Source organism: Streptococcus sp. SM5, assembly GCF_027497975.1.
In genome coordinates, this window is sequence record NZ_JAJNSC010000012.1 from 82,721 (window position 1) to 106,397 (window position 23,677).

The following is a 23,677-nucleotide window of genomic DNA, read 5'->3' on the forward strand; positions in this document are numbered from 1 at the left end:
TTCATTGTTTCACGTGAAACATTCTATTATTAGATTTATAAATTCTTGACAAGATTCATGCACATAAAAAATCGACCAAATTGGTCGATTTTTTTAATCTTCATCCATTTTTTTAGGTTGATAAGCTAGCATGCCTAATCCTATGAATAAAACCAAAGTTACGAGAAGGAAAATTATCTGATGATGAATATTTCCTGTCATAGAAATGGTTTGTCTCAATCCTGAAACTGAATAACTCATTGGTAACCAAGGATTAACAGCTTTAAAGAAATCATTTGTCAAAGCAAGTGGATAGGTTCCTGCACTCGAAGCTAATTGTAATAATAGCAATATTAGAGAGAAGAAAGCACCCAAACGACTATTCCATGTTGTTAATGCAGTTACCATAGACATAAATGTTAAGCTTGCGATAATAATTAAGAACAAGGTTCTCATTTCATGATTTGCTGTTAGACCAATAAGATGAACGCCACCATAGACTAAGACAGCGGCTAAAACAGCTATAACTCCATTTATCTCAAAGCGAGATTTGAACCAAGCCCAGCGACTTTCAGGATGACGACCTGAAGGTAACTTAGCAAAAATCATATTTGTTGATAATGCTGCAACAAAAAGTGCAACTGATATCATGTAAGGAGCCATTGCAATCCCATTTACAGGAACCTGATCATTATCTGTCTTTGAAAGACTTAAGGGTTCCGCTAATGTTTCTGCATTTTTTGACTCTGTTGATGCTGATTTGAGTTGATCACTAGCATTAGCTAGTCCTTGTCCTAAAGAAGCAACTCCTGCCTGTAAATCTTCCAATCCAGAAGTTAACTTTGTTCCACCTTCTGCAAGTTTCTCAGATCCATCTGCCAATTTATTAGCTCCATTCTCTAATTGAGAAGCACCTGAAAGTAACTGACTGGATTTGTCTGCTAATTGACCAGATCCTGATTGTAATTTATCAACTCCTGCCATTAATTCTTGACTCTTTTGATTCAATTGGTTAGAGCCAGTTGATAATTTTTCAATACCAGATACTAATTCTGGAGTTTTTTCAACTAATTGACCAACTCCTGCTGTCAAGCTAGAAGATTTTTGTGTCAAGGTAGTTGAGCCTGAAACTAGTTGATCCAAACTACCTGTCAAGGTGGAATTTTTTTCACTTAGTTGACTTGCGCCCTGAGAAACTTTATCAACACCTGCAGTATATGCATTTACACCTGATGCAATAGACTGACTAGCAGGAACTAATTTACTCGTCACTGCTCCCTGCATTTCTGTTAATCCACTTGACAATCCTGTCAAAGAACTAGAAGCAAGCGGTAATACTTGATTGGCTTGATTTTTTAATGTCGAAAGATTTGAAGATTGATTTTGTAAGTTTTCTAAACTTCCCTGTAAACCTTGTACTAAAGCTATAATTGACTGAGCCGATTGAATACTATCAGTCGAATTTTGAGATACAGAAGCGCTTATCTCAGCTTGTTGCTCACTTGTCAATGATTGATAAGCTGCTGTCGATTGAATATTGGCTAATGTAGTTGCTTTTTCAGACTGAGCACTTGCTAGCATTTGATTAGAAAGAGAAACCATACTTGATAAAACAGAAGATAATTGTTCTGTATCTCCAACATCAATATTTTGAATGGCTTGATTTAACTGATTTAGACCAGAAGATAATTGATTAATTTGATCTTTTTGCTCAGACGAAGTATCTAACTTGCTAGAAAGTTGTTGAATCCCTTCACTTAATTGCTCCACACCCATTCGAAGTGTAGCTGATTGACTAGATAACTGATTTGCACCTGTTGCAAGATTTTCCACTCCATTTGTATAGGCACTAACACCAGATGAAAATTGATTAAGACCAGTATTGAGCTGAGAAACACCGCCAGTATAGGCCTCTACACCAGTATATAATTGATTGATTCCTCCTACTAATTCAGGACTTTTAGAAGCTAATTGACCTAATCCGCTATCTAATTTACTTACTGCACCAGTATATGTAACTAAACCACTATTAAAAGTCCCTAAGCTAAGATGAAGTTGTTCAACACCAGAAACATAAGAGGATAATCCTTTAGTAAACTGCTCCGTTCCATTTGAAAATGTTAAACTTGAATCTGCTAAAGAGTGTAGGTTAGTAGTCAATGTCTGACTTCCTACAGCTAACTGACTGGCCCCGTTAGCCAATTGTTCACTTCCATCGGCTGCCTTCGTTAAACCGGATTTTAAATCACCCATCTTTTGAAATAAAGCTTTCGTATAGGATTCGGTTACATTAGCAGAAACATTCTGTTTCAACTGTGTCATGGCAGAATCACTCATCTTACTTGCAATGAAGCTATGTCCACTAGAAGTTTGATAGTCAATATTCATTTGTTCTGGGTGATCTGTTAAAATAGAAGCAGCCTTTTCAGACAAATCACTTGGCAAAGTCACTACCATATAGTAATCGCCATTCTCTAGTCCTTTTTTTCCTTCTTCCTCATTTACAAAATGAAAATCCAAGGATTTATTGTTTTCTAAATTAGACACCATGTCTTTTCCAATGCTCATTGTATTTCCATTGTAAGACGCTTCTTTATCATTATTAACGACCGCTACAGGCAACTCAGATAATTGGCCATATGGATCCCACATAGATGATAAAAATATGATGTTGTATAAGGCAGGAATAAGAGAAATCCCTATCATTACAATGATAAAGGTTGGTTTTTTAAAAATTGCTTTCCATTCTTTAAACATATTGTCTCCTTTTTTAAACATATTGTCTAAAATTTTGATATAATAGATTATACATTAAAAAATCTGATTTACAAGTCAAAATCATCATTTTTAGACACTACGTCTATTTTTGTTCAAAAGGAGGAACTATGAAAGAGAGCAACAAACGCTTAAAAACCAAACGTACTATCGAGAACGCCATGGTTCAATTATTAATGGAACAACCATTTGATCAAATTAGCACCATTAAACTGGCAGAAAAAGCCGGAATTAGTCGTTCTAGTTTTTATACTCATTACAAAGATAAGTATGACATGATTGAACACTACCAAAGTAAGCTATTTCATACTTTTGAGTACATTTTTCAAAAACACGCAAATCATAAAAGAGATGCTATTCTAGAAGTGTTTGAATACTTAGAGTCTGAACCTTTACTAGCTGCTCTTCTATCTGAAAATGGTACAAAAGAGATACAAAACTTCCTGAGAAATAAACTTCACATTATGCTTAGCACTGACCTCCAAAAACGCTTTATGCAATTAAATTTAAACAATATTGAGTTAGAGTATAGCAGTATTTATCTAACAAACGCACTATTTGGTGTATGCCAAACCTGGATTGCTCATGGAAAAAAAGAAAGTCCTCAAGAAATGACAAACTTTCTTATGAAAATGTTGGGAGATGCAAATTAGAGACAAAAAAAGAACACCAATGGTGTTCTTTTTGTTTAACTCCGCCAGTAGGACTCGAACCTACGACATCATGATTAACAGTCATGCGCTACTACCAACTGAGCTATGGCGGATAAAATAGTCCGTACGGGATTCGAACCCGTGTTACCGCCGTGAAAAGGCGGTGTCTTAACCCCTTGACCAACGGACCATTTATCTTTAACAGATATAACCATTATATCAATAAATGAAAAATTGTCAATTATTTTTTAGTCTTTTCAGTTAAAATCTGTTTGAGTTTTTTCGTTTTTAAACGTGAAATAGGACAACGATGTTCTTCGTAAAAAACAACTTCCATAGTCTTACGATCTATATCTTTAATATTTCCAACATTCACTAAAAATGATTTATGAGCTAAATAGAAACGTTGAGATTCCTTATCTTTTTCTTGAATATCTGTTATTGTTCCATAAAACTCTTTTGAAAAATTCTTACCAATAATCCTTAATTTATGGGAAGTCCCGGTTGTTTCGATATATAAAATATCATGGTAAGGAAGACAAATGTCATTTCCTTTAAAACTATATTCAAAATAATCAACTACGGATTGATTCTCTAATAGTGTACTTTTAGTATACACAATACACTCCGCAACTCGTTCTTTAAATAAACGATCATTGATGTCCTTATCAATAAAATCTAAAGCAGATACTTTGTATTTGTAAGTTAGTGTTGCAAATTCAGAGCGACTCGTTATAAAAACGATAATCGCATAAGGGTTACGATGACGAATAAACTGGGCTACTTCAAATCCTTTTTTCTCAATTCCATTAATATCGATATCTAAAAAATACAGCTGATTCACTTCTTCGTTTTCAACATATTCCATAAATTCTCTAACTTTTCCTGTTGTTTTATATGATATAGGAATATTCATTTCTTTGGAAATCTCATTCAAAGTTTTTTCCAATCTTACCTGATGTTCTATAATGTCTTCTAAAATTAATACTTTCATATTATATTCCTCTTAAATCTAATAATTTGTTTAAATCGTTCATCATCAATTTCTGTTTCTAAAATAACATCGTCATATTTTTCTAGTATTTCCTTAACATTATTAAGACCTATTCCTCTATTTATACCTTTTGTAGAATATCCAATGTTAAATATTTCTTCCGGCTTGATTGATCTATTTTTGCGAGAATTTTGGATAACAATCAATATTTCAGAGTCTAATTTAATGACAGCTACTTCCATTTGTTTTCTATAGCTTTCTAGTGCACCTTCAACAGCATTATTAAGTAAAATACTCATGACACGAACTAAATCTAATAATTCCATTGCTAGTGGTGAAATGATATCTTTTACCTCCAGAGTATACTCTATATCATGAACTCTTGCATTGGCAATAGACTGAGCAATTACACTTCTAAGAGCAGAATCTTCAAGATTATTTAGATCAAAATAAGTATACTTATCTGATCTAAGTTTATGGTTGGCTTTAACAAATACTTCGTTGTAAATCCTGTCAATTTCTTGTAAATCTTTACTGTCAATTGCAGTTTGCATACTAACCATCATTCCTGCATAGTCATGTCTAAACCCTCGAATCTCATTGTAAAGTGAAACAATTTCATCAGTATAATTCTGTAAATATTCCTGTTCAAATTTTTTCTGATTTAGAGCAATTTCCCTCTCAACTTGAACCTTATTGGCATTCATTGCAAAGAAAATTAGTAATAAACAAATAAAGACAATTGTTGCTAGAATACTACTAAAACTATTAAAATGTTCATGAATATTCACCATATCTGAAATGAATAGTAGAATATGTAAAGCAAAGAAAGCAAAGATGACCTTTTTAAAAAATGAATAGAGGTAATCTTTATCAAAATAATTGAGCTCCAAGTGGAAATAAATAATAATTTTTTTTACTACAAAATAAGTCAGTAATAAAACTACTACAAAAAAGAAATCTTCATATTTGGTTACGAAAGAAACACCTGTTATAGAGGATATGATTACTGCTATAAAAGTATGAGTGCTTTGATATAGTAAAGACAGTAGTAGGCCGATAAAAATAGCCTTGTACTTATGATATTTCTTGAATCCTATTAGATAAACAAATATCATACAAGTAAATGAAATTTTTTCCATTCCTAATCCATGAAAGGAAAAGAAATAGAATAGAATTTCAACTATAGACTGTGCTATAAATACTCCAAAAACAAACAGATATTTTTCTTTTTTTGTTGCCTTACAAATGAGTTCATAGCTATTTGACAGAATAAGAATATGAAGAATAACTATAAGTATTTTCAATAAATCCATTATATCTCCCTATAATGTTTTCTATTTTTACTTGTAAATGAACTTACAAATCTATTATACAAAATGAATTCTATTTTAGAACCATTCATTCTCAACTGCACTTTTTTGTGCCTGAAATGTATTTTTTACAAAAAAAGCTGGGAAAACCCAGCTTAAAATTGTATGTATTGATCCCAGCAGGATTCGAACCTGCGACCGTTCGCTTAGAAGGCGAATGCTCTATCCAGCTGAGCTATGAGACCTCACTAGTCTATATTATCAGAAAAATCTAGGTTAGTCAATCCTATTTATGATAGGGAGAGCCTTGCTGGATAGTAAAGGCACGGTAAATTTGTTCAACCAAGACTAATCTCATTAATTGATGGGGAAGAGTCAAACGGCCAAAGCTAATAGATAGATTAGCACGCTTTTTTACTTGAGGAGAGAGACCTAAACTCCCACCAATGACAAAGGTTAAAGTAGAAAAACCATTGATAGGTGCTTGTTCCAATTGTTTACTAAACTCTTCTGAAGAGAGAGTTTTCCCTTCTATAGCTAGTACAATAACAAAATCTCGCTCACCAATTTTAGAAAGAATTCTAGTTCCTTCTAACTCTAAAATCTTCTGATTTTCAGAATCACTTGCACGATCTGGTGTTTTTTCATCAGCAAGTTCAATCATTTCTAAATTCGCAAATCGCGAAAGTCTTTTTGAATATTCAGCAATCCCGTCTTTAAGGTATTTTTCTTTCAGTTTTCCTACTGTTACAATTTTAATTTTCATTCTTATATTCTACCACATTCAAATCATATTTCACATCTTATACACAAGTAAAAGAACTAAAATCTTCAAGAAATTCACATATTTCCCACAGTTATCCACAGATTGTTGAAAATATAATTTTTTTTAAGTTTGAATTAAGTTAACAATTTTATACTTTAAACAATGATTAAAATATGGAGGAATATATGAAAACAATACAAAATGTTTCAAAAAAAATCGGACAACTTTTACTAATTATTCTCATTAGCTTTTTTAGTGGTGTATTGGGTAGTTTGACTATTCTTCAGCTAAACCAAAAACAGGAAACTAATACACAGAATAGTACAACAATCACTCAAACTTCAGTTAAAAATGAGAATTCAACTACTAAGGCAGTAGATAAAGTTAAAGATGCTGTGGTATCGATTATCACCTACTCAGCAAACTCTCAAAATAGTCTGTTTGGATATGGTGAATCTGATACAGACACAAATACTGAACAAGTTTCCAGTCAAGGATCTGGTGTTATCTATAAAAAAGATGGAGAATACGCCTATATCGTTACTAATACTCACGTTATTAATGGAGCTAACAAAGTTGATATTCGTTTGGCTGACGGAACAAAAGTACCAGGAGAAATTGTAGGAACTGATACTTATTCTGATATAGCCGTTGTTAAAATTTCTTCAGAAAAGGTTTCTGCAGTAGCTGAATTCGGAGACTCAAGTCAATTAACTGTTGGAGAGACAGCTATCGCAATCGGTAGTCCTTTAGGTTCAGAGTATGCAAATACTGTTACTCAAGGAATTGTATCTAGTTTGAATAGAACTGTTTCTTTAAAATCTGAAGATGGTCAAGCTATTTCTACTAAAGCTATACAAACTGATACAGCTATCAACCCTGGTAACTCAGGTGGTCCTTTAATCAATATTCAAGGACAAGTTATTGGAATTACATCAAGTAAAATTGCTACCAATGGTGGAACTTCTGTAGAAGGTCTAGGATTTGCTATCCCTTCAAATGATGCTATCAAAATCATAGAACAGTTGGAGAAAAACGGAAAAGTAACTCGACCAGCTCTTGGAATCCAAATGGTCAACTTATCAAATCTAAGCACAACTGACCTTCAAAAATTAAAACTCCCTGATAATATTACTTCTGGAGTAGCTGTTCGTTCTGTTCAACCTAATATGCCAGCAAACGGACACTTAGAAAAATATGATGTCATCACTAAAGTCGACGGTAATCCTATTGCATCTGCTACAGAATTGCAAAATGCGCTTTACAGTCACTCTGTTGGAGATGAAATAACGATAACTTACTATCGTAATGGTAAAGAAGAGACAACAACAATCAAATTAGATAAGAGTACAAATGATTTAAATTATTAGTTTACATGAATGTAAAGCTACTTTACAGAATATCGAAGTTGTGATACTGTAGAAATATGGAAGAATTAAAAGTAATTCATATAAAAGATATTCAAAAAAATCCCTATCAACCCCGTAAAGATTTTCCTGAAGAAAAAATAAAGGAACTTGCTCAATCTATTAAAGAAAACGGCTTGATTCAACCCATTATTGTTCGTCAATCTCCAGTCATCGGTTATGAAATTTTGGCTGGAGAAAGACGTTATCGTGCATCCATTCTGGCTGGACTCTCAGAAGTCCCAGTAATTGTCAAAAATTTATCTGATCAAGATATGATGCTTCATTCAATCATTGAAAATTTGCAACGAGAGGATTTAAATCCTGTTGAGGAAGCCAAATCCTACCAGTCTTTGATTGATAAAGGGTTCACTCATGCAGAAATTGCTGAAAAAATGGGGAAATCTCGACCTTATATTACAAATCTTGTTCGATTACTAAGCTTACCAGATGATATTTTAACTGAAATTGAAAATGGTAGATTATCACAGGCACATGCTAGGCTCCTAATTCAACTATCCAATCAAGAACAGAAGAAATTACTTGGTAGAATTCAATCAGAAGATTTATCAGTAAGACAAGTAGAACGATTACTTCAGGAAAAAAAGAAAAAAACACTTAAAGAAAAAGATCACTTCATAAAAGAAGAAGAAGAGTCTTTGAAAAAAATACTAGGGTTAGATGTCGACATTAAACTTCAAAAAAAAGATGCTGGAAAAATAACTATTTCCTTCCATAATCAAGAAGAGTATCAACGTTTTATTAACAGCCTGAAATAAGGCTGTTATTTTATTTTTCTTAACTAACATAGTTATCCACTGGATTAGTATGGAAAAAGTCGATTAAATCAAAAATAAGATATTTTATCCACAACTTGTGGATAAATCTTTTAAACATTGTGGATTGTTTTTCACAAGTTGTGGAAAAAATACTTGCTATATGATAAAATAGTGTTTAAGATTATACCTTTTAGGAGAGGAGGAGTTGGTAGTTGAAAGAGAAACAGTTTTGGAATCAGATTTTAGAATTGGCTAAAGAAAGATTGACACGATCAATGTTTGATTTCTATGCAACACCTGCTGAATTAATAAAGGTCGAGGGAAATGTAGCGACAATATTTTTACCAAGATCTGAAATGGAAATGGTTTGGAGCACAAAACTCAATGATATTATTGTAGCTGTAGGTTTCCAAGTTTATGATACTGAAATAAAAGCTCAGTATGTATTGACTAAAGAAGATTCTAATATCTTCGATATATCAAACAATGTTGAAAACAATAATCATCAACAGGGACAAACTGAAAAGTCTATTCCTTATTCAGAAACAGGATTAAGAGACATCTATACTTTTGATAATTTCATCCAAGGTGATGGAAATATTTGGGCCAAGTCTGCAGCTTTAGCCGTCTCGGAAGATCCTGGACTAACTTATAATCCTCTGTTTATTTATGGTGGTCCTGGTCTAGGAAAAACTCACTTACTCAATGCTTTGGGGAATGAAATTCTCAAAAAAAATCCTAATGCGCGTGTAAAATACATTCCTGCAGAAAGCTTTATTAATGAATTTTTAGATCATCTAAGACTCAATGATATGGAGAATTTTAAAAAAACCTATCGAAGCCTAGATCTCCTACTTATTGATGATATTCAATCTCTCAGTGGAAATAAAGTACAAACTCAGGATGAATTTTTCAATACATTTAACAAACTTCACAGTAATAATAAACAGATTGTTTTAACGAGTGACCGCAGGCCAGAACAACTGGAAAATCTACCTGAGCGTCTTGTCACGCGCTTCTCATGGGGATTAACAACGGATATTACTCCACCTGATTTCGAAACTCGTATCGCTATCCTAAATAGTAAAACAGAGGATTTAGATTATCATTTTCAACCTGACACAATCGAATATTTGGCTGGACAGTTTGATTCAAATGTACGTGAATTAGAAGGTGCCCTTAAAGATATTAGTCTCATGGCTAAAGTTAAGCAAATCAACACTATAACTGTGGATATTGCATCTGAGGCTATACGTGCCAGAAAACAAAGCGTTAGCACCATGATCGTCATTCCAATTGAAAAAATCCAAGAGGAAGTCGGAAAATTTTATGATGTTAGCGTTAAAGAGATGAAGGGAACTAGACGTGTTCAGAGTATTGTTCTAGCTCGTCAAGTTGCTATGTATCTTGCTAGAGAATTGACTGATAACAGCCTTCCTAAAATCGGGAAAGAATTTGGTGGAAAAGATCATACAACCGTCATTCATGCTCATGCAAAAATCAAATCTATGATTGAAACTGATGATAAATTACGTATAGAAATCGAAACCATCAAAAAGAAAATTAAATAGCTTGTGGATAAGTGTTAAAATTTTTACTAATTTATACACATCTTTTAAACAAGTATAACTTCTTGATTTTTCTAAACTAAACTTGGTTTTCCACAGATTTCACACAGCCTACTATTACTATTAACCTTCTAATAATAAAAATAAATAAAGGAGATTCTATGATTCATTTTTCTATTAATAAAAATTTATTCTTGCAATCATTAAATATTACTAAACGTGCTATTAGTTCAAAAAATGCTATTCCTGTTTTATCAACTATTAAAATTGATGTGACTAACGAAGGGATTACATTAATTGGATCAAATGGTCAAATTTCAATTGAGAATTTCATTTCTCAAAAAGATGAAAATGCAGGTCTTTTGATTAACTCTTTAGGATCAATTCTTTTAGAAGCTTCTTTCTTTATCAATGTTGTTTCTAGTCTTCCAGATGTGACTCTTGATTTTAAAGAAATTGAACAACATCAAATTGTACTAACAAGTGGAAAATCAGAAATTACTCTGAAAGGAAAAGACAGCGAACAGTATCCACGTATTCAGGAAATTGCAGCAAGTAATCCTCTAGTTCTTGAAACAAAACTTCTTAAGAAAATTATCAATGAAACTGCTTTTGCTGCTAGTGTACAAGAAAGCCGTCCTATTTTGACTGGTGTTCACTTTGTTTTGAGTAATCATCAAGAATTAAAAACAGTTGCAACAGACTCTCATCGTCTCAGCCAGAAAAAGTTAACTCTTGAGAAAAATAGTGATAATTTTGATGTTGTCATCCCAAGTCGCTCTCTACGCGAATTTTCAGCTGTTTTTACGGATGATATTGAAACAGTGGAGATTTTCTTTGCAAATAATCAAATTCTCTTTAGAAGCGAAAATATTAGCTTCTACACACGCCTCTTAGAAGGTAATTATCCTGACACAGATCGCTTAATTCCTACAGATTTTAATACGACAGTGACGTTTGATGTTGTGAATCTACGTCAATCTATGGAACGTGCACGTCTTTTATCAAGTGCTACTCAAAACGGAACTGTAAAATTAGAAATCAAACAAGGAGTGGTTACAGCACATGTAAATTCTCCAGAAGTTGGTAAAGTAAACGAAGAAATCGATACAGAAAATGTAACAGGTGAAGATTTGACCATTAGCTTTAACCCAACCTACTTGATTGAAGCGCTAAAAGCCTTGAATAGTGAAAAGGTCACAATCAGCTTTATCTCAGCAGTTCGTCCCTTTACTTTGGTACCAGCTGATACAGATGAAGATTTCATGCAGCTGATTACACCAGTTCGTACAAATTAATGGAAAGAGGTTGAGCCTAGCTCACCTCTTTTATGATATAATCAGAAATATGAAAAGGAGAGTAGTATGTATCAAGTTGGAAATTTTGTTGAAATGAAAAAACCACATGCTTGTACAATCAAGTCAACTGGTAAAAAAGCAAATCGTTGGGAAATAACACGTTTAGGGGCAGATATTAAAATTAAATGCAGTAACTGTGACCATGTAGTCATGATGAGTCGTTATGATTTTGAAAGAAAAATGAGTAAAATCATCGATTAGTAACACTTAATTGGAGGGTTAGCAAGTTTTCCCTTTTTGTGTTATAATATTGAAGATTGAAATGTGAACGGAGAATGAGAAACTATGGCTTTAACAGCAGGTATTGTTGGCTTACCAAATGTTGGTAAATCAACCCTATTTAATGCAATTACAAAAGCAGGAGCAGAGGCTGCAAACTATCCATTTGCAACTATCGACCCAAACGTCGGGATGGTAGAAGTTCCAGATGAACGCCTACAAAAATTAACTGAAATGATTACTCCTAAGAAGACAGTTCCAACAACCTTTGAATTTACAGATATTGCAGGGATTGTAAAAGGAGCATCAAGAGGAGAAGGTTTGGGAAATAAATTCTTGGCCAATATCCGTGAAGTTGATGCCATTGTCCATGTGGTTCGTGCCTTTGATGATGAGAATGTCATGCGTGAGCAAGGACGTGAAGATGCTTTTGTAGACCCATTAGCAGATATTGATACCATTAACCTAGAATTGATTCTTGCTGACCTAGAATCTGTTAATAAACGTTATGCGCGTGTGGAAAAGATGGCACGTACGCAAAAAGATAAGGAATCAGTTGCAGAATTTAACGTTCTTCAAAAAATTAAACCAGTCCTTGAAGATGGGAAATCAGCTCGTACTATTGAATTTACAGATGAAGAGCAAAAAGTAGTCAAAGGACTCTTCCTCTTGACAACTAAACCAGTTCTCTATGTAGCTAACGTTGATGAGGATGTCGTTGGAGAGCCAGACTCTATCGAATATGTGAAACAAATTCGTGAATTCGCAGCAACAGAAAATGCTGAAGTAGTAGTTATTTCAGCGCGTGCTGAAGAAGAAATTTCTGAATTAGACGATGAAGATAAAAAAGAGTTTCTTGAAGCCATTGGGTTGACAGAATCAGGTGTGGATAAGTTGACTCGTGCAGCTTACCATTTACTTGGACTTGGGACTTATTTCACAGCTGGTGAAAAAGAGGTTCGTGCTTGGACTTTTAAACGTGGCATGAAAGCTCCACAAGCAGCTGGTATCATCCACTCTGACTTCGAAAAAGGCTTTATTCGTGCAGTGACTATGTCTTATGATGATTTGATTAAATACGGATCTGAAAAGGCTGTAAAAGAAGCTGGACGTTTGCGTGAAGAAGGAAAAGACTATGTCGTTCAAGATGGCGATATCATGGAATTCCGCTTTAACGTTTAATTAACATTTTAAATAGTGTCAATTAGGTTGGAAAAAAATTCCAACCCTTTTGGCTTTTGAAAGGAAAAATACATGACTAAATTAATTGTAGGATTAGGAAATCCAGGAGATAAATATTTTGAGACAAAGCATAATGTTGGTTTTATGTTGATTGACCAACTAGCTAAAAAACAGAATATCACCTTTACACATGATAAAATTTTTCAAGCTGATTTAGCTTCATTTTTCCACAATGGTGAAAAAATTTATCTTGTGAAACCAACAACTTTTATGAATGAAAGTGGGAAAGCAGTTCATGCTTTATTAACCTACTATGGTTTAGATATCGAAGATTTACTGATTATTTATGATGATCTTGACATGGAAGTAGGAAAAATTCGACTTCGCGCTAAAGGATCAGCTGGCGGTCATAATGGTATCAAGTCGATTATCCAACATATTGGTACCCAGGTTTTCAATCGTGTAAAGATTGGTATCGGTAGACCTAAAAAAGGAATGTCAGTCGTTAGTCATGTTTTGAGTAAGTTTGATCAAGAAGATTACATCGGTATTTTACAGTCTATTGACAAGGTTAACGATGCTGTAAATTACTATTTACAAGAGAAAAACTTTGAAAAAACAATGCAGAAATACAATGGGTAAGGAAATGACATTAATAGATTTCTTTATTGAAAATAAGCAGATACAATCCTGGCATGAGCACTTAGATCTTAAAAAAAGACAATTATTACTCGGTCTTTCTGGTTCAGCAAAGTCTTTAGTTATTGCAAGTAGTGTAAAAAGCCAGAACAAGATTTTAGTGATGACGTCTACTTATGGAGAGGCTGAACGTCTGGTCAATGATTTAATCTCTATCCTGGGTTCAGATATGGTCTATCCATTCTTGGTAGATGACTCACCTATGGTAGAATTTTTAGTATCGTCCCAAGAGAAGATTTTTTCTCGAGTTGAAGCCTTGCGTTTTTTAAGAGATAAGTCTCAAAAAGGAATTTTAGTTTGTAACCTAGCAGCTAGCCGTTTATTTTTACCAGATCCTCAAGTTTTTGATAACAGTATTTTAAAGCTTGAAATTGGGCAAGAATGTGAACAAAGTGAACTAAAAAATCAATTGATTTCTCTAGGTTATAAAAAAGTTACGCAAGTTCAAAGTCAAGGTGAATTTAGTCTTCGAGGAGATATTTTAGATATATTTGAAACTTCACAAATATATCCCAATCGAATTGAATTTTTTGGTGATGAAATTGATGGTATAAGAGAATTTGATGCTGAAACGCAATTATCAAAAGATAGTCAGTCTCAAGTCTTAATTTATCCAGCTAGTGATATTTTATTAACGGCTGAAGATTATCATCGTGGTCAGGAATTTTTAGAAAAAGAGATTGACAAGACATTGTCACCAACTGTAAAGTCTTACCTAGAAGAAGTTTTTAGTTGTGCGAAAGAGCAAGTTCTTCATGCTGATATTCGTAAATTTTTGTCTGTTTTTTATAAAAAACAGTGGACCTTGATTGACTATTTGAACCAAGCGCCTATTATCTTTGATGATTTTCAAAAAATCATGAATCAGTATGATATTTTTGATAAGGAAACAGCTGGCTACTTTACAGAGGATTTACATAATAGTAAAGCTGTATCAAGTTTACAATATTTTGCTGATGTAGAAAGTCAGTTTAAAAAATATTTACCAGCTAGCTTCTTTTCTAATTTTCAAAAGGGACTTGGAAATCTAAAATTTGATCATCTTTATCAATTTAATCAGTATCCTATGCAAGAATTCTTCAATCAGTTTTCTTTTCTGAAAGAAGAAATTGAACGCTATAAAAAATTAAAATATACGATTGTTCTTCAATCAAGTAACCAAACAGAACTAAAGAAATTGTCAACGATTCTTGATGAATATAACATTAAAATTGACAATAGTAATCAAAGTGAAATCTGTAAAGGAACTGTCAATCTTGTTGAAGGAAACCTTCGTCATGGTTTTCATTTTGTGGATGAGAATCTTGTATTTATAACTGAATATGAAATTTTTAAGAAGAAGATTAAACGCAAATATAGAAGACAAAATATTAGCAATGCTGAGAGATTAAAGGACTATAATGAGCTCCAAAAAGGAGATTATGTTGTTCATCAAATTCATGGGATTGGTCAATATTTAGGAATCGAAACGATTGAACTCAAAGGAATTCATCGAGATTATGTGAGTATCCAATATCAAAATGGAGATCGAATTTCTATCCCTGTTGAGCAGATACAGACTCTTTCTAAGTATGTTTCTAGTGATGGCAAGGCACCAAAGTTAAACAAATTAAACGATGGACGTTTTAAAAAAGCTAAACAAAAAGTCAAAACTCAAGTTGAAGATATTGCAGATGATTTAATTAAGTTATATGCAGAGAGAAGTCAACTTGAAGGTTTTGCATTTTCAAAAGATGATGAAAATCAAGTTGCTTTTGATGCGGCTTTCCCTTATGTTGAAACCGAGGATCAAGTTCGAAGCATAGATGAAATTAAAAAGGATATGCAGGCTTCTCAACCAATGGATCGACTTTTAGTTGGAGATGTTGGTTTTGGTAAGACAGAAGTAGCAATGCGAGCTGCTTTTAAGGCTGTCAACGATCATAAACAGGTTGTTGTTTTAGTACCTACTACAGTTTTGGCGCAGCAACATTACAGTAATTTCAAGGAAAGATTTGAACAGTTTGCTGTAAATGTAGATGTTTTGAGTCGTTTTAGAAGTAAAAAAGAACAGACTGAAACACTTGAAAAATTGAAAAAAGGTCAAGTAGACATCTTGATAGGGACCCATCGAGTTTTGTCTAAAGATGTTGAATTTGCAGATTTAGGATTGATCATCATCGATGAGGAACAACGTTTTGGTGTTAAACATAAGGAAGCTTTGAAGGAATTAAAAAAGAAGGTTGATGTCTTAACTTTGACAGCTACACCAATTCCTCGAACTCTCCATATGTCTATGCTAGGTATCCGAGATTTATCTGTCATCGAAACACCCCCAACCAATCGATATCCTGTACAAACCTATGTCCTTGAACAAAATGATCGTGTCATTCGAGATGCTGTTTTGAGAGAAATGGATCGTGGTGGTCAGGTTTACTATCTTTATAACAAAGTTGACACGATTGAAAAGAAGGTTTCAGAGTTACAAGAACTGATTCCAGAAGCTTCTATTGGTTTTGTTCATGGTCAAATGAGTGAAATTCGTTTGGAGAACACATTACTTGATTTCATTGAAGGAGAATATGATATTTTAGTAACTACGACAATCATAGAAACAGGAGTAGACATTCCAAATGCCAATACCTTGTTTATCGAAAATGCGGATCACATGGGTCTGTCTACCTTGTATCAATTAAGAGGTCGAGTTGGTCGAAGCAATCGAATCGCTTATGCCTATCTCATGTATCGACCAGATAAATCATTGACAGAAGTTTCAGAAAAGAGATTAGAAGCCATCAAAGGTTTTACCGAATTGGGTTCTGGTTTCAAAATTGCCATGCGTGATTTGTCCATCCGTGGAGCGGGTAATCTTTTGGGAAGTTCTCAGTCCGGTTTTATTGATTCAGTCGGTTTTGAACTGTATTCTCAGTTACTGGAAGAAGCAATTGCTAAGAAAAATGGAACTGCTAAGAAACGTGAAAAAGGTAATGCTGAGTTAATTCTACAAATTGATGCCTATCTTCCAGATGAGTATATTTCGGACGAGAGACATAAAATTGAGATTTACAAGAGAATTCGTCAGATTGACAATCGTGTCAATTATGAAGAATTGCAAGATGAGTTGATAGATCGCTTTGGAGAGTATCCAGATGTAGTTGCCTATCTCTTAGAAATTGGATTAGCTAAAGCTTATCTTGATAAAGTCTTTGTCAGTCGTGTTGAAAGAAGAAATAACAAGCTTGTCATTCAATTTGAAAAAATATCGAAACAACTATTCTTAACTCAAGATTATTTCCAAGCTCTTTCTCAGACAAATTTGAAGGCTAATATTTCAGAAAACCAAGGGTTAATCGAAGTTGTGTTTGATATTCGAAATAAAAAAGATTATGAGATTTTAGAAGGACTCTTAACTTTTGGAGAATCATTAGCGAAGATAAAAGATTCAAAAGAGTTACATTAGGAATTACCTTTTTTCTTCTATAAAAGGGATAAAAATGGTACAATAATAATTTGAGGTATTATAAGATGAGATTAGATAAATATTTAAAAGTATCACGAATTATTAAACGCCGCACAGTGGCTAAGGAAGTAGCAGATAAGGGACGAATTAAGGTAAATGGAATCCTTGCTAAGAGTTCAACAGATTTAAAAGTCAACGATCAGGTTGAAATTCGCTTTGGAAATAAATTGTTGCTTGTAAAAGTGTTGGAAATGAAAGATAGCACTAAAAAAGAAGATGCAGCAGGAATGTTTGAGATTATCAGTGAAACAAGGGTAGAAGCCGATGTATAAAAAAATAGTCCAAATGAATAACTCTTTTATTCAAAATGAACATCAACGTCGTAGATACTTGATGGAAGAACGACAAAGACGCAATCGTTTTATGGGTTGGGTTTTGATTTTAATTATGTTGTTGTTTATTTTACCAACTTACAATTTAGCGCAGAGTTATCAACAACTACTGTCACGTCGTCAACAACTAGCTGAGTTGAAAAAACAATACCAAGAATTGAGTGACGAAAAGGATAAAGAAGCTAGTTTTGCTACTAAGTTGAAAGATGAGTCGTACGCAGCTAAATATTCTCGTGCAAAATATTATTATTCGAAATCGTGGGAGGAAGTCTATACTATTCCGGACTTACTTCCTAGGTAATATGAGATGGAAAATATATTAGATATAGTTGAGCAATTTTTAAATTTATCAGATGAAAAATTAGAAGAATTAGCCCAGAAGAATCATCTGTTGCGATTGCAGGAAGAAGAGGAAAAAAAGAATGCGTAAATTTTTAGTGATATTACTACTTCCAATTTTCTTTAAAAGTGTCCAAGTAGTTAGCACTGAGAATCCGGTTATCATTCCAAAACAAGAAATCTATTCACTAACCCATGGTTCATATGATTTTTATTATCAAGATGCCATTGAATCTCCAAAATTTTATGGTGAAACTCCCCTTTATTCTACAGAAGATTTGATAAAAGAATCAGGAAAAGCTAATTCAGAAACTAAATTAACTGTATTAGAGTGGCGATTAAATAGTCAAGGAATTGCAGTGTTTAAATTATCTAATAACCAATTTGTCGCTGCAGATAAAAGATTCGTGTATGATGAATCAACTGTAAATAGTACCATTAAACAGGTATGGTTAAAACCTGGGTTTATGATCTATAACAGTCCTTATGATCAAACAGAAAAAACACATACTTTATCACCTTATCAAAAGATTGAAGGGGATATGTTAGTGTTTGCTGAAGGTAGAGAGTTTTTACGTCTTAAACAAGGTGGTTGGATTTCGCTGGAAGATATTTCTGAAGAGGATAACCGTATTGAAAAAGTACAGGAATTATTATCTTCAAATTATCAAAATGAACAGTTTTCAATTTATGTTAAACAGTTAAGCACAGGTAAAGAAGCTGGTATTAATGAAAACCAAAGAATGTACGCTGCTAGTATCATGAAATTGCCTTATCTCTATTATGTTCAGGAAAAGATAAATCAAGGAGATATTCAACTAGACACAGCTCTTAAGTATATTCCAGAAGTGAATGAATATCCTGGTTCCTATAAACCTGAAGGAAGTGGAAGTATTCCAAAAAAAGCAGACAACAAAGAGTACAGTGTTAAAGATTTAATCGAAAAAACAGCAAAAGAGTCAGATAATGTAGCACATAATATCCTTGGTTATTATATTACAAACAAATCTGATGAAACATTTAAACAGCAGATGACAGCTCTTACTGGCGAAAACTGGGATGTTACAGATAAATTGGCTTCTGCAAAAATGGCTGGCCAAGTCATGGAGTCTATTTATAACCAAAATGGTTTTGTACTTGAATCACTTTCAAAAACTTCGTATGACAACCAGAGAATTGCTAAAAATATTTCTGTTAGTGTGGCTCACAAAATTGGAGATGCAGATGAATTCAAACATGATACTGGAGTTGTTTATACAGAATCACCATTTATCATTTCTATCTTTACCAAAAATTCAGATTACGATACAATTTCTAAAATTGCTAAGGATGTCTATGAGGTCTTAAAATGACAGACCGGGATTTTTTGAATCATTTTCTTAAAAAAGGTTATTTCAAAAATCATTCAAAAGTAGTTGTAGCTTTATCTGGTGGACTTGATTCGATGTTTCTATTTCACCTTTTGTCTACTTATAAAGATGAACTTAATATTGAACTTGTTGTGGCCCATGTGAACCACAAACAAAGACCAGAATCTGATGAAGAAGAAGACGCATTAAGAAAACTAGCTAGACAAAATGGAACTCCATTTTATGTAGATTATTTCACTGGGCGTTTTACAGAGGCAAGTGCTCGCCAATTTCGCTATGACTTTTTTAGAGAAGTAATGAGAGAAACATCTGCAACTGCACTTGTAACAGCTCATCATGCAGATGATCAGGTCGAGACGATTTTTATGCGACTGATTAGAGGTGTTAGATTACACCATTTATCAGCTATAAAAGAAAAACAAAAGTTTGATAGATGTGAATTAATTCGTCCCTTACTAAGCTTCTATAAAAGTGATTTTCCTGAAATAAATCATTTTGAAGATGTTTCAAATCAAGAAAATCATTATTTTCGAAATCGTGTTCGTAATCTCTATTTACCGCAATTGGAGAAAGAAAATCCTGAAGTTCGAAAAGCTATACTAGAATTTGGAAAAGAAATTTCTGATTATCAAACAGCCATTAATGAATTATCTCAGGCTGTTGATGTAGAAAACTTAACTCAGTTTTTAGCTTTTTCAGAAGAGACACAACGAGTTTTATTGCAACAGTATCTGGGTCGCTTTGCTAATTTAAATGTAACTAGAGAACAATTCCAAGAAATTCATCATATTCTAAAGACTAAAAGTCAATACCACCATAGCTTGAAAAATGGCTATGAATTAGTTAAAGAATACAATTACTTTCAAATTCGTAAAATCAGACCAAAGTCGGATGAAATAAGTAGTAAATGTGTGTTAGACTATCTAAATCAAGTCTCTTATGAAGGTTATCTCTTTTCATTTGGCATTCCATTAGAAGGAGATAATGTTCAAAAAATCAATGTTTCCCGTGAAACATCTATCGTTTTACGACATAGAGAAGTAGGGGACTATCTGATAAAAAATGGACATCGAAAGAAACTGAGACGACTCTTTATAGATTTGAAAATTTCTTTAGAAAAAAGGGAAAATGTGATTGTCATTGAGCAATTTGGACAAATTTGTTCAGTTTTAGGAATTGAAATCAGTGATTTGAGTAAAAAAACTAAAAATGATATAATGAACACTGTACTTTATATAGAAAAAATAGATAGGTAAAATCATGTTAGAACAAGATATCAAGAAGATTATGATTTCTCAAGATGAAATCACAGAAGCGGCAAAAAAATTAGGCGCTCAATTAACAAAAGATTATGAAGGGAAAAATCCGATTCTGGTTGGTATTTTAAAAGGATCTATTCCTTTTATGGCAGAATTGGTGAAATATATTGATACACATCTTGAGATGGACTTTATGATGGTTTCTAGCTATCATGGTGGAACTGTGAGTAGCGGGGTAATCAATATTAAACAAGATGTAACTCAAGAAATTAAAGGTAGACATATTGTTTTTGTAGAAGACATTATTGATACTGGTCAGACTTTAAAAAGTTTGAGAGATATGTTTACTGCGAGAGAAGCGGCTTCTGTTAAAATTGTTACTATGCTAGATAAACCAGAAGGTCGTACTGTAGAGATTGAAGCAGATTACACTTGTTTTACAATTCCAAATGAATTTGTTGTAGGTTATGGTTTAGACTATAATGAAAATTACCGTAATCTTCCTTATGTAGGTGTATTAAAAGAGGAAGTTTACTCAAAATAGAAGGGTAAGTTGTTGAATGCAAAAACAAAATAATGGTTTCATAAAAAATCCATTTCTTTATTTGTTGATAATCTTTTTGCTTGTAACAGGATTCCAGTACTTTTTTGCTGGGAGAGTTGCAGGTAGAAGTCAAGAAATTAAGTACTCAGAATTAGTGCAGGAAATTACTAATGATAACGTTAAGGAAATGACCTATCAACCAAGTGGTAGTGTTATTGAAGTATCTGGTGTATATAAAACTGCTAAAACAGAAAAAAAAGAAACTGGTATACGTTTCTTCACACCTCCTTCTGCTAAAGTAGAAAAATTTACAAGTATTCTTCTTCCGTCAGATACTACTGTAGCTGATTTACAAAAACTTGCAAGTGAACATCAGACGCAAATTGAAGTAAAACATGAGAGTTCAAGTGGTATGTGGATTAACATACTAGTCTCAGTTGTGCCATTTGCAATCCTATTTTTCTTCTTATTTTCTATGATGGGAAATGTAGGAGGGAATAATGGAAGAAACCCAATGAGCTTTGGACGAAATAAAGCTAGAGCAGCAAATAAAGAAGATATCAAAGTTCGCTTTTCAGATGTTGCTGGTGCTGAAGAAGAAAAACAAGAACTTGTTGAAGTTGTTGAATTTTTAAAAGATCCAAAACGCTTTACAAAACTGGGAGCCCGTATCCCAGCTGGTGTTCTCTTAGAGGGTCCTCCAGGAACTGGTAAAACATTACTTGCTAAAGCAGTTGCAGGAGAAGCTGGCGTACCATTCTTTAGTATTTCAGGATCTGACTTCGTAGAAATGTTCGTCGGTGTCGGTGCAAGCCGTGTACGTTCTCTCTTTGAGGATGCTAAAAAAGCAGCCCCTGCAATTATCTTTATTGATGAAATTGATGCTGTCGGTCGACAACGTGGTGTTGGTCTTGGTGGGGGTAATGATGAACGTGAACAAACCTTGAACCAATTGCTGATTGAGATGGATGGTTTTGAAGGAAATGAAGGAATTATTGTTATTGCGGCAACAAACCGTTCTGACGTATTAGATCCAGCGCTTCTTCGTCCAGGTCGTTTTGATAGAAAAGTATTGGTTGGTCGTCCAGACGTTAAGGGACGTGAAGCGATTCTAAAAGTTCATGCTAGAAATAAACCATTAGCTGAAGATGTCGACTTAAAATTAGTTGCTCAACAAACACCAGGATTTGTTGGTGCTGATTTAGAAAATGTATTGAACGAAGCGGCATTAGTTGCTGCTCGTCGTAATAAATCAGTGATTGATGCTTCTGACATTGATGAAGCAGAAGATCGTGTTATTGCTGGACCTTCTAAGAAAGATAAAACTGTTTCTCAAAAAGAACGTGAAATGGTTGCTTATCACGAAGCCGGACACACTATCGTGGGGTTAGTATTATCAAATGCGCGTGTAGTTCATAAGGTAACAATTGTTCCTCGTGGTCGTGCAGGTGGTTACATGATTGCTCTTCCAAAAGAGGATCAAATGTTGCTATCTAAAGAAGACATGAAAGAACAATTAGCTGGTTTAATGGGTGGACGTGTAGCAGAGGAAATCATCTTCAATGTCCAAACAACAGGCGCATCCAACGATTTTGAACAAGCTACACAGATGGCGCGTGCTATGGTTACTGAGTATGGTATGAGTGAAAAACTTGGTCCAGTTCAGTACGAAGGTAATCATGCTATGTTTGGTGCTCAATCCCCACAAAAAACAATTTCAGAGCGTACAGCTTACGAAATTGATGAAGAAGTTCGTTCATTGTTGAATGAAGCCCGTAATAAAGCTGCTGAGATTATTCAATCAAACCGTGAAACGCACAAATTAATCGCAGAAGCCTTATTGAAATATGAAACATTAGATAGTACACAAATCAAATCTCTTTACGAAACAGGTAAAATGCCTGAATCAGTAGAAGAAGAGTCACGTGCATTATCATATGATGAAGTAAAATCAAAAATGGCTGAAGAACAATAAAAATTTTTCTATATAAAAAGAGAGGAAATCGTTAATCCTCTCTTTTTTAAATATATTGTATTAAGAGAAATATAAAAATTAAAAAAATAAACCTAAGTTCTTGACAAGGCAAAAAAAGTAGGTATAATAGAAAGAGTCAAAAAGCTCGGGTCCGTTGGTCAAGGGGTTAAGACACCGCCTTTTCACGGCGGTAACACGGGTTCGAATCCCGTACGGACTATGAGTGTGTTGCAGTAGAAGATGAAAAAAGTTTGAAAAAGCTATTGACAAGGATTGGAAGCTGTGATATACTAATATAGTTGTCGCTCACGAGAGGCGTGAGAGACAAAGACCTTTGAAAACTGAACAAGACGAACCAATGTGCAGGGCACTATAACTAAGGTTATAGTACTGAACAATGAATAAACAATAAATCTGTCAGTGACAGAAATGAGTGAGAACTCAAACTTTTAATGAGAGTTTGATCCTGGCTCAGGACGAACGCTGGCGGCGTGCCTAATACATGCAAGTAGAACGCTGAAGGAAGGAGCTTGCTCTTTCCGGATGAGTTGCGAACGGGTGAGTAACGCGTAGGTAACCTGCCTGGTAGCGGGGGATAACTATTGGAAACGATAGCTAATACCGCATAACAGTAGATATCGCATGATAACTGCTTAAAAGGTGCAATT

The 23,677-nt window shown here is 33.8% G+C and carries 20 protein-coding genes, 4 tRNA genes and 1 rRNA gene; 18 read left to right on the forward strand and 7 right to left on the reverse strand.

Annotated features, from left to right (window positions below; genetic code table 11):
* Positions 1–93 precede the first annotated feature (93 nt).
* Entirely contained in the window at positions 94–2,736 is a 2,643-nt protein-coding gene (locus PAN07_RS10245; RefSeq protein WP_269797894.1) for a YhgE/Pip domain-containing protein, read from the reverse strand.
* Positions 2,737–2,864: 128 nt separating this feature from the next.
* On the opposite strand from PAN07_RS10245, the gene PAN07_RS10250 reads away from it, so the two are divergent.
* On the forward strand, positions 2,865–3,407 hold the full coding sequence (locus PAN07_RS10250; protein ID WP_269797895.1) for a TetR/AcrR family transcriptional regulator: 543 nt from the start codon (positions 2,865–2,867) through the stop codon (positions 3,405–3,407).
* Positions 3,408–3,446: 39 nt separating this feature from the next.
* Here the strand turns inward: PAN07_RS10250 and PAN07_RS10255 are convergent.
* From PAN07_RS10255 to rlmH, 6 genes are all read right to left on the reverse strand, one after another.
* Positions 3,447–3,520 (reverse strand) — tRNA-Asn (locus PAN07_RS10255).
* A 5-nt stretch (positions 3,521–3,525) separates the two neighbouring features.
* A tRNA-Glu gene (locus PAN07_RS10260) sits at positions 3,526–3,597 on the reverse strand.
* Positions 3,598–3,648: 51 nt separating this feature from the next.
* A complete protein-coding gene (gene comE, locus PAN07_RS10265; RefSeq protein WP_075565225.1) occupies positions 3,649–4,401 on the reverse strand; it encodes a competence system response regulator transcription factor ComE in 753 nt (250 codons plus the stop codon).
* Entirely contained in the window at positions 4,398–5,717 is a 1,320-nt protein-coding gene (locus PAN07_RS10270) for a GHKL domain-containing protein (protein ID WP_269797896.1), read from the reverse strand. Before PAN07_RS10270 ends, comE begins: the two co-directional genes overlap by 4 nt.
* 168 nt (positions 5,718–5,885) lie before the next feature.
* A tRNA-Arg gene (locus PAN07_RS10275) sits at positions 5,886–5,959 on the reverse strand.
* A 41-nt stretch (positions 5,960–6,000) separates the two neighbouring features.
* Positions 6,001–6,480, reverse strand: coding sequence for a 23S rRNA (pseudouridine(1915)-N(3))-methyltransferase RlmH (gene rlmH / locus PAN07_RS10280; protein WP_269797897.1), 480 nt, complete (start codon positions 6,478–6,480; stop codon positions 6,001–6,003).
* Positions 6,481–6,665: 185 nt separating this feature from the next.
* On the opposite strand from rlmH, the gene PAN07_RS10285 reads away from it, so the two are divergent.
* From PAN07_RS10285 to PAN07_RS10365, 17 genes are all read left to right on the forward strand, one after another.
* Positions 6,666–7,850, forward strand: a complete 1,185-nt coding sequence (locus PAN07_RS10285) for a trypsin-like peptidase domain-containing protein (RefSeq protein ID WP_269797898.1) — start codon at positions 6,666–6,668, stop codon at positions 7,848–7,850.
* A gap of 56 nt (positions 7,851–7,906) precedes the next feature.
* Complete coding sequence (locus PAN07_RS10290; RefSeq protein ID WP_269797899.1) at positions 7,907–8,665, forward strand: ParB/RepB/Spo0J family partition protein; 759 nt, start codon at positions 7,907–7,909, stop codon at positions 8,663–8,665.
* Between the two features lie 212 nt (positions 8,666–8,877).
* Positions 8,878–10,236, forward strand: coding sequence for a chromosomal replication initiator protein DnaA (gene dnaA, locus PAN07_RS10295; protein ID WP_269797900.1), 1,359 nt, complete (start codon positions 8,878–8,880; stop codon positions 10,234–10,236).
* A gap of 158 nt (positions 10,237–10,394) precedes the next feature.
* Entirely contained in the window at positions 10,395–11,531 is a 1,137-nt protein-coding gene (gene dnaN / locus PAN07_RS10300) for a DNA polymerase III subunit beta (RefSeq protein ID WP_269797901.1), read from the forward strand.
* 66 nt (positions 11,532–11,597) lie between these two features.
* Positions 11,598–11,792 carry a DUF951 family protein gene (locus PAN07_RS10305; protein WP_004250933.1) on the forward strand — a complete coding sequence of 65 codons (195 nt, stop codon included), beginning with the start codon at positions 11,598–11,600 and terminating at the stop codon, positions 11,790–11,792.
* Positions 11,793–11,876: 84 nt separating this feature from the next.
* Positions 11,877–12,992 carry a redox-regulated ATPase YchF gene (ychF, locus tag PAN07_RS10310; RefSeq protein WP_269797902.1) on the forward strand — a complete coding sequence of 372 codons (1,116 nt, stop codon included), beginning with the start codon at positions 11,877–11,879 and terminating at the stop codon, positions 12,990–12,992.
* Between the two features lie 72 nt (positions 12,993–13,064).
* Complete coding sequence (gene pth, locus PAN07_RS10315; protein WP_269797903.1) at positions 13,065–13,634, forward strand: aminoacyl-tRNA hydrolase; 570 nt, start codon at positions 13,065–13,067, stop codon at positions 13,632–13,634.
* Positions 13,627–17,130 carry a transcription-repair coupling factor gene (mfd, locus tag PAN07_RS10320; RefSeq protein WP_269797904.1) on the forward strand — a complete coding sequence of 1,168 codons (3,504 nt, stop codon included), beginning with the start codon at positions 13,627–13,629 and terminating at the stop codon, positions 17,128–17,130. Before pth ends, mfd begins: the two co-directional genes overlap by 8 nt.
* A gap of 65 nt (positions 17,131–17,195) precedes the next feature.
* The gene (locus PAN07_RS10325; RefSeq protein WP_269797905.1) at positions 17,196–17,462 is read left to right on the forward strand and encodes an RNA-binding S4 domain-containing protein; all 267 of its coding nucleotides are present in this window, start codon (positions 17,196–17,198) and stop codon (positions 17,460–17,462) included.
* The gene (locus tag PAN07_RS10330) at positions 17,455–17,823 is read left to right on the forward strand and encodes a septum formation initiator family protein (RefSeq protein WP_269797906.1); all 369 of its coding nucleotides are present in this window, start codon (positions 17,455–17,457) and stop codon (positions 17,821–17,823) included. The genes PAN07_RS10325 and PAN07_RS10330 overlap by 8 nt, the downstream gene beginning before the upstream one ends.
* Before the next feature lie 6 nt (positions 17,824–17,829).
* Positions 17,830–17,952 (forward strand): SP_0009 family protein, encoded by a 123-nt coding sequence (locus PAN07_RS10335; RefSeq protein WP_262362248.1) that lies wholly within the window; start codon positions 17,830–17,832, stop codon positions 17,950–17,952.
* Positions 17,945–19,213: a serine hydrolase gene (locus PAN07_RS10340; RefSeq protein ID WP_269797907.1), complete on the forward strand. Its 1,269-nt coding sequence runs from the start codon at positions 17,945–17,947 to the stop codon at positions 19,211–19,213. The genes PAN07_RS10335 and PAN07_RS10340 overlap by 8 nt, the downstream gene beginning before the upstream one ends.
* Positions 19,210–20,487: a tRNA lysidine(34) synthetase TilS gene (gene tilS, locus PAN07_RS10345; RefSeq protein ID WP_269797908.1), complete on the forward strand. Its 1,278-nt coding sequence runs from the start codon at positions 19,210–19,212 to the stop codon at positions 20,485–20,487. Before PAN07_RS10340 ends, tilS begins: the two co-directional genes overlap by 4 nt.
* A 4-nt stretch (positions 20,488–20,491) precedes the next feature.
* Complete coding sequence (hpt, locus tag PAN07_RS10350) at positions 20,492–21,034, forward strand: hypoxanthine phosphoribosyltransferase (protein ID WP_269797909.1); 543 nt, start codon at positions 20,492–20,494, stop codon at positions 21,032–21,034.
* Between the two features lie 16 nt (positions 21,035–21,050).
* Complete coding sequence (gene ftsH, locus PAN07_RS10355) at positions 21,051–23,009, forward strand: ATP-dependent zinc metalloprotease FtsH (RefSeq protein WP_269797910.1); 1,959 nt, start codon at positions 21,051–21,053, stop codon at positions 23,007–23,009.
* Between the two features lie 148 nt (positions 23,010–23,157).
* A tRNA-Glu gene (locus tag PAN07_RS10360) sits at positions 23,158–23,229 on the forward strand.
* 228 nt (positions 23,230–23,457) lie between these two features.
* Positions 23,458–23,677, forward strand: a 16S ribosomal RNA gene (locus tag PAN07_RS10365); the annotation flags it as partial.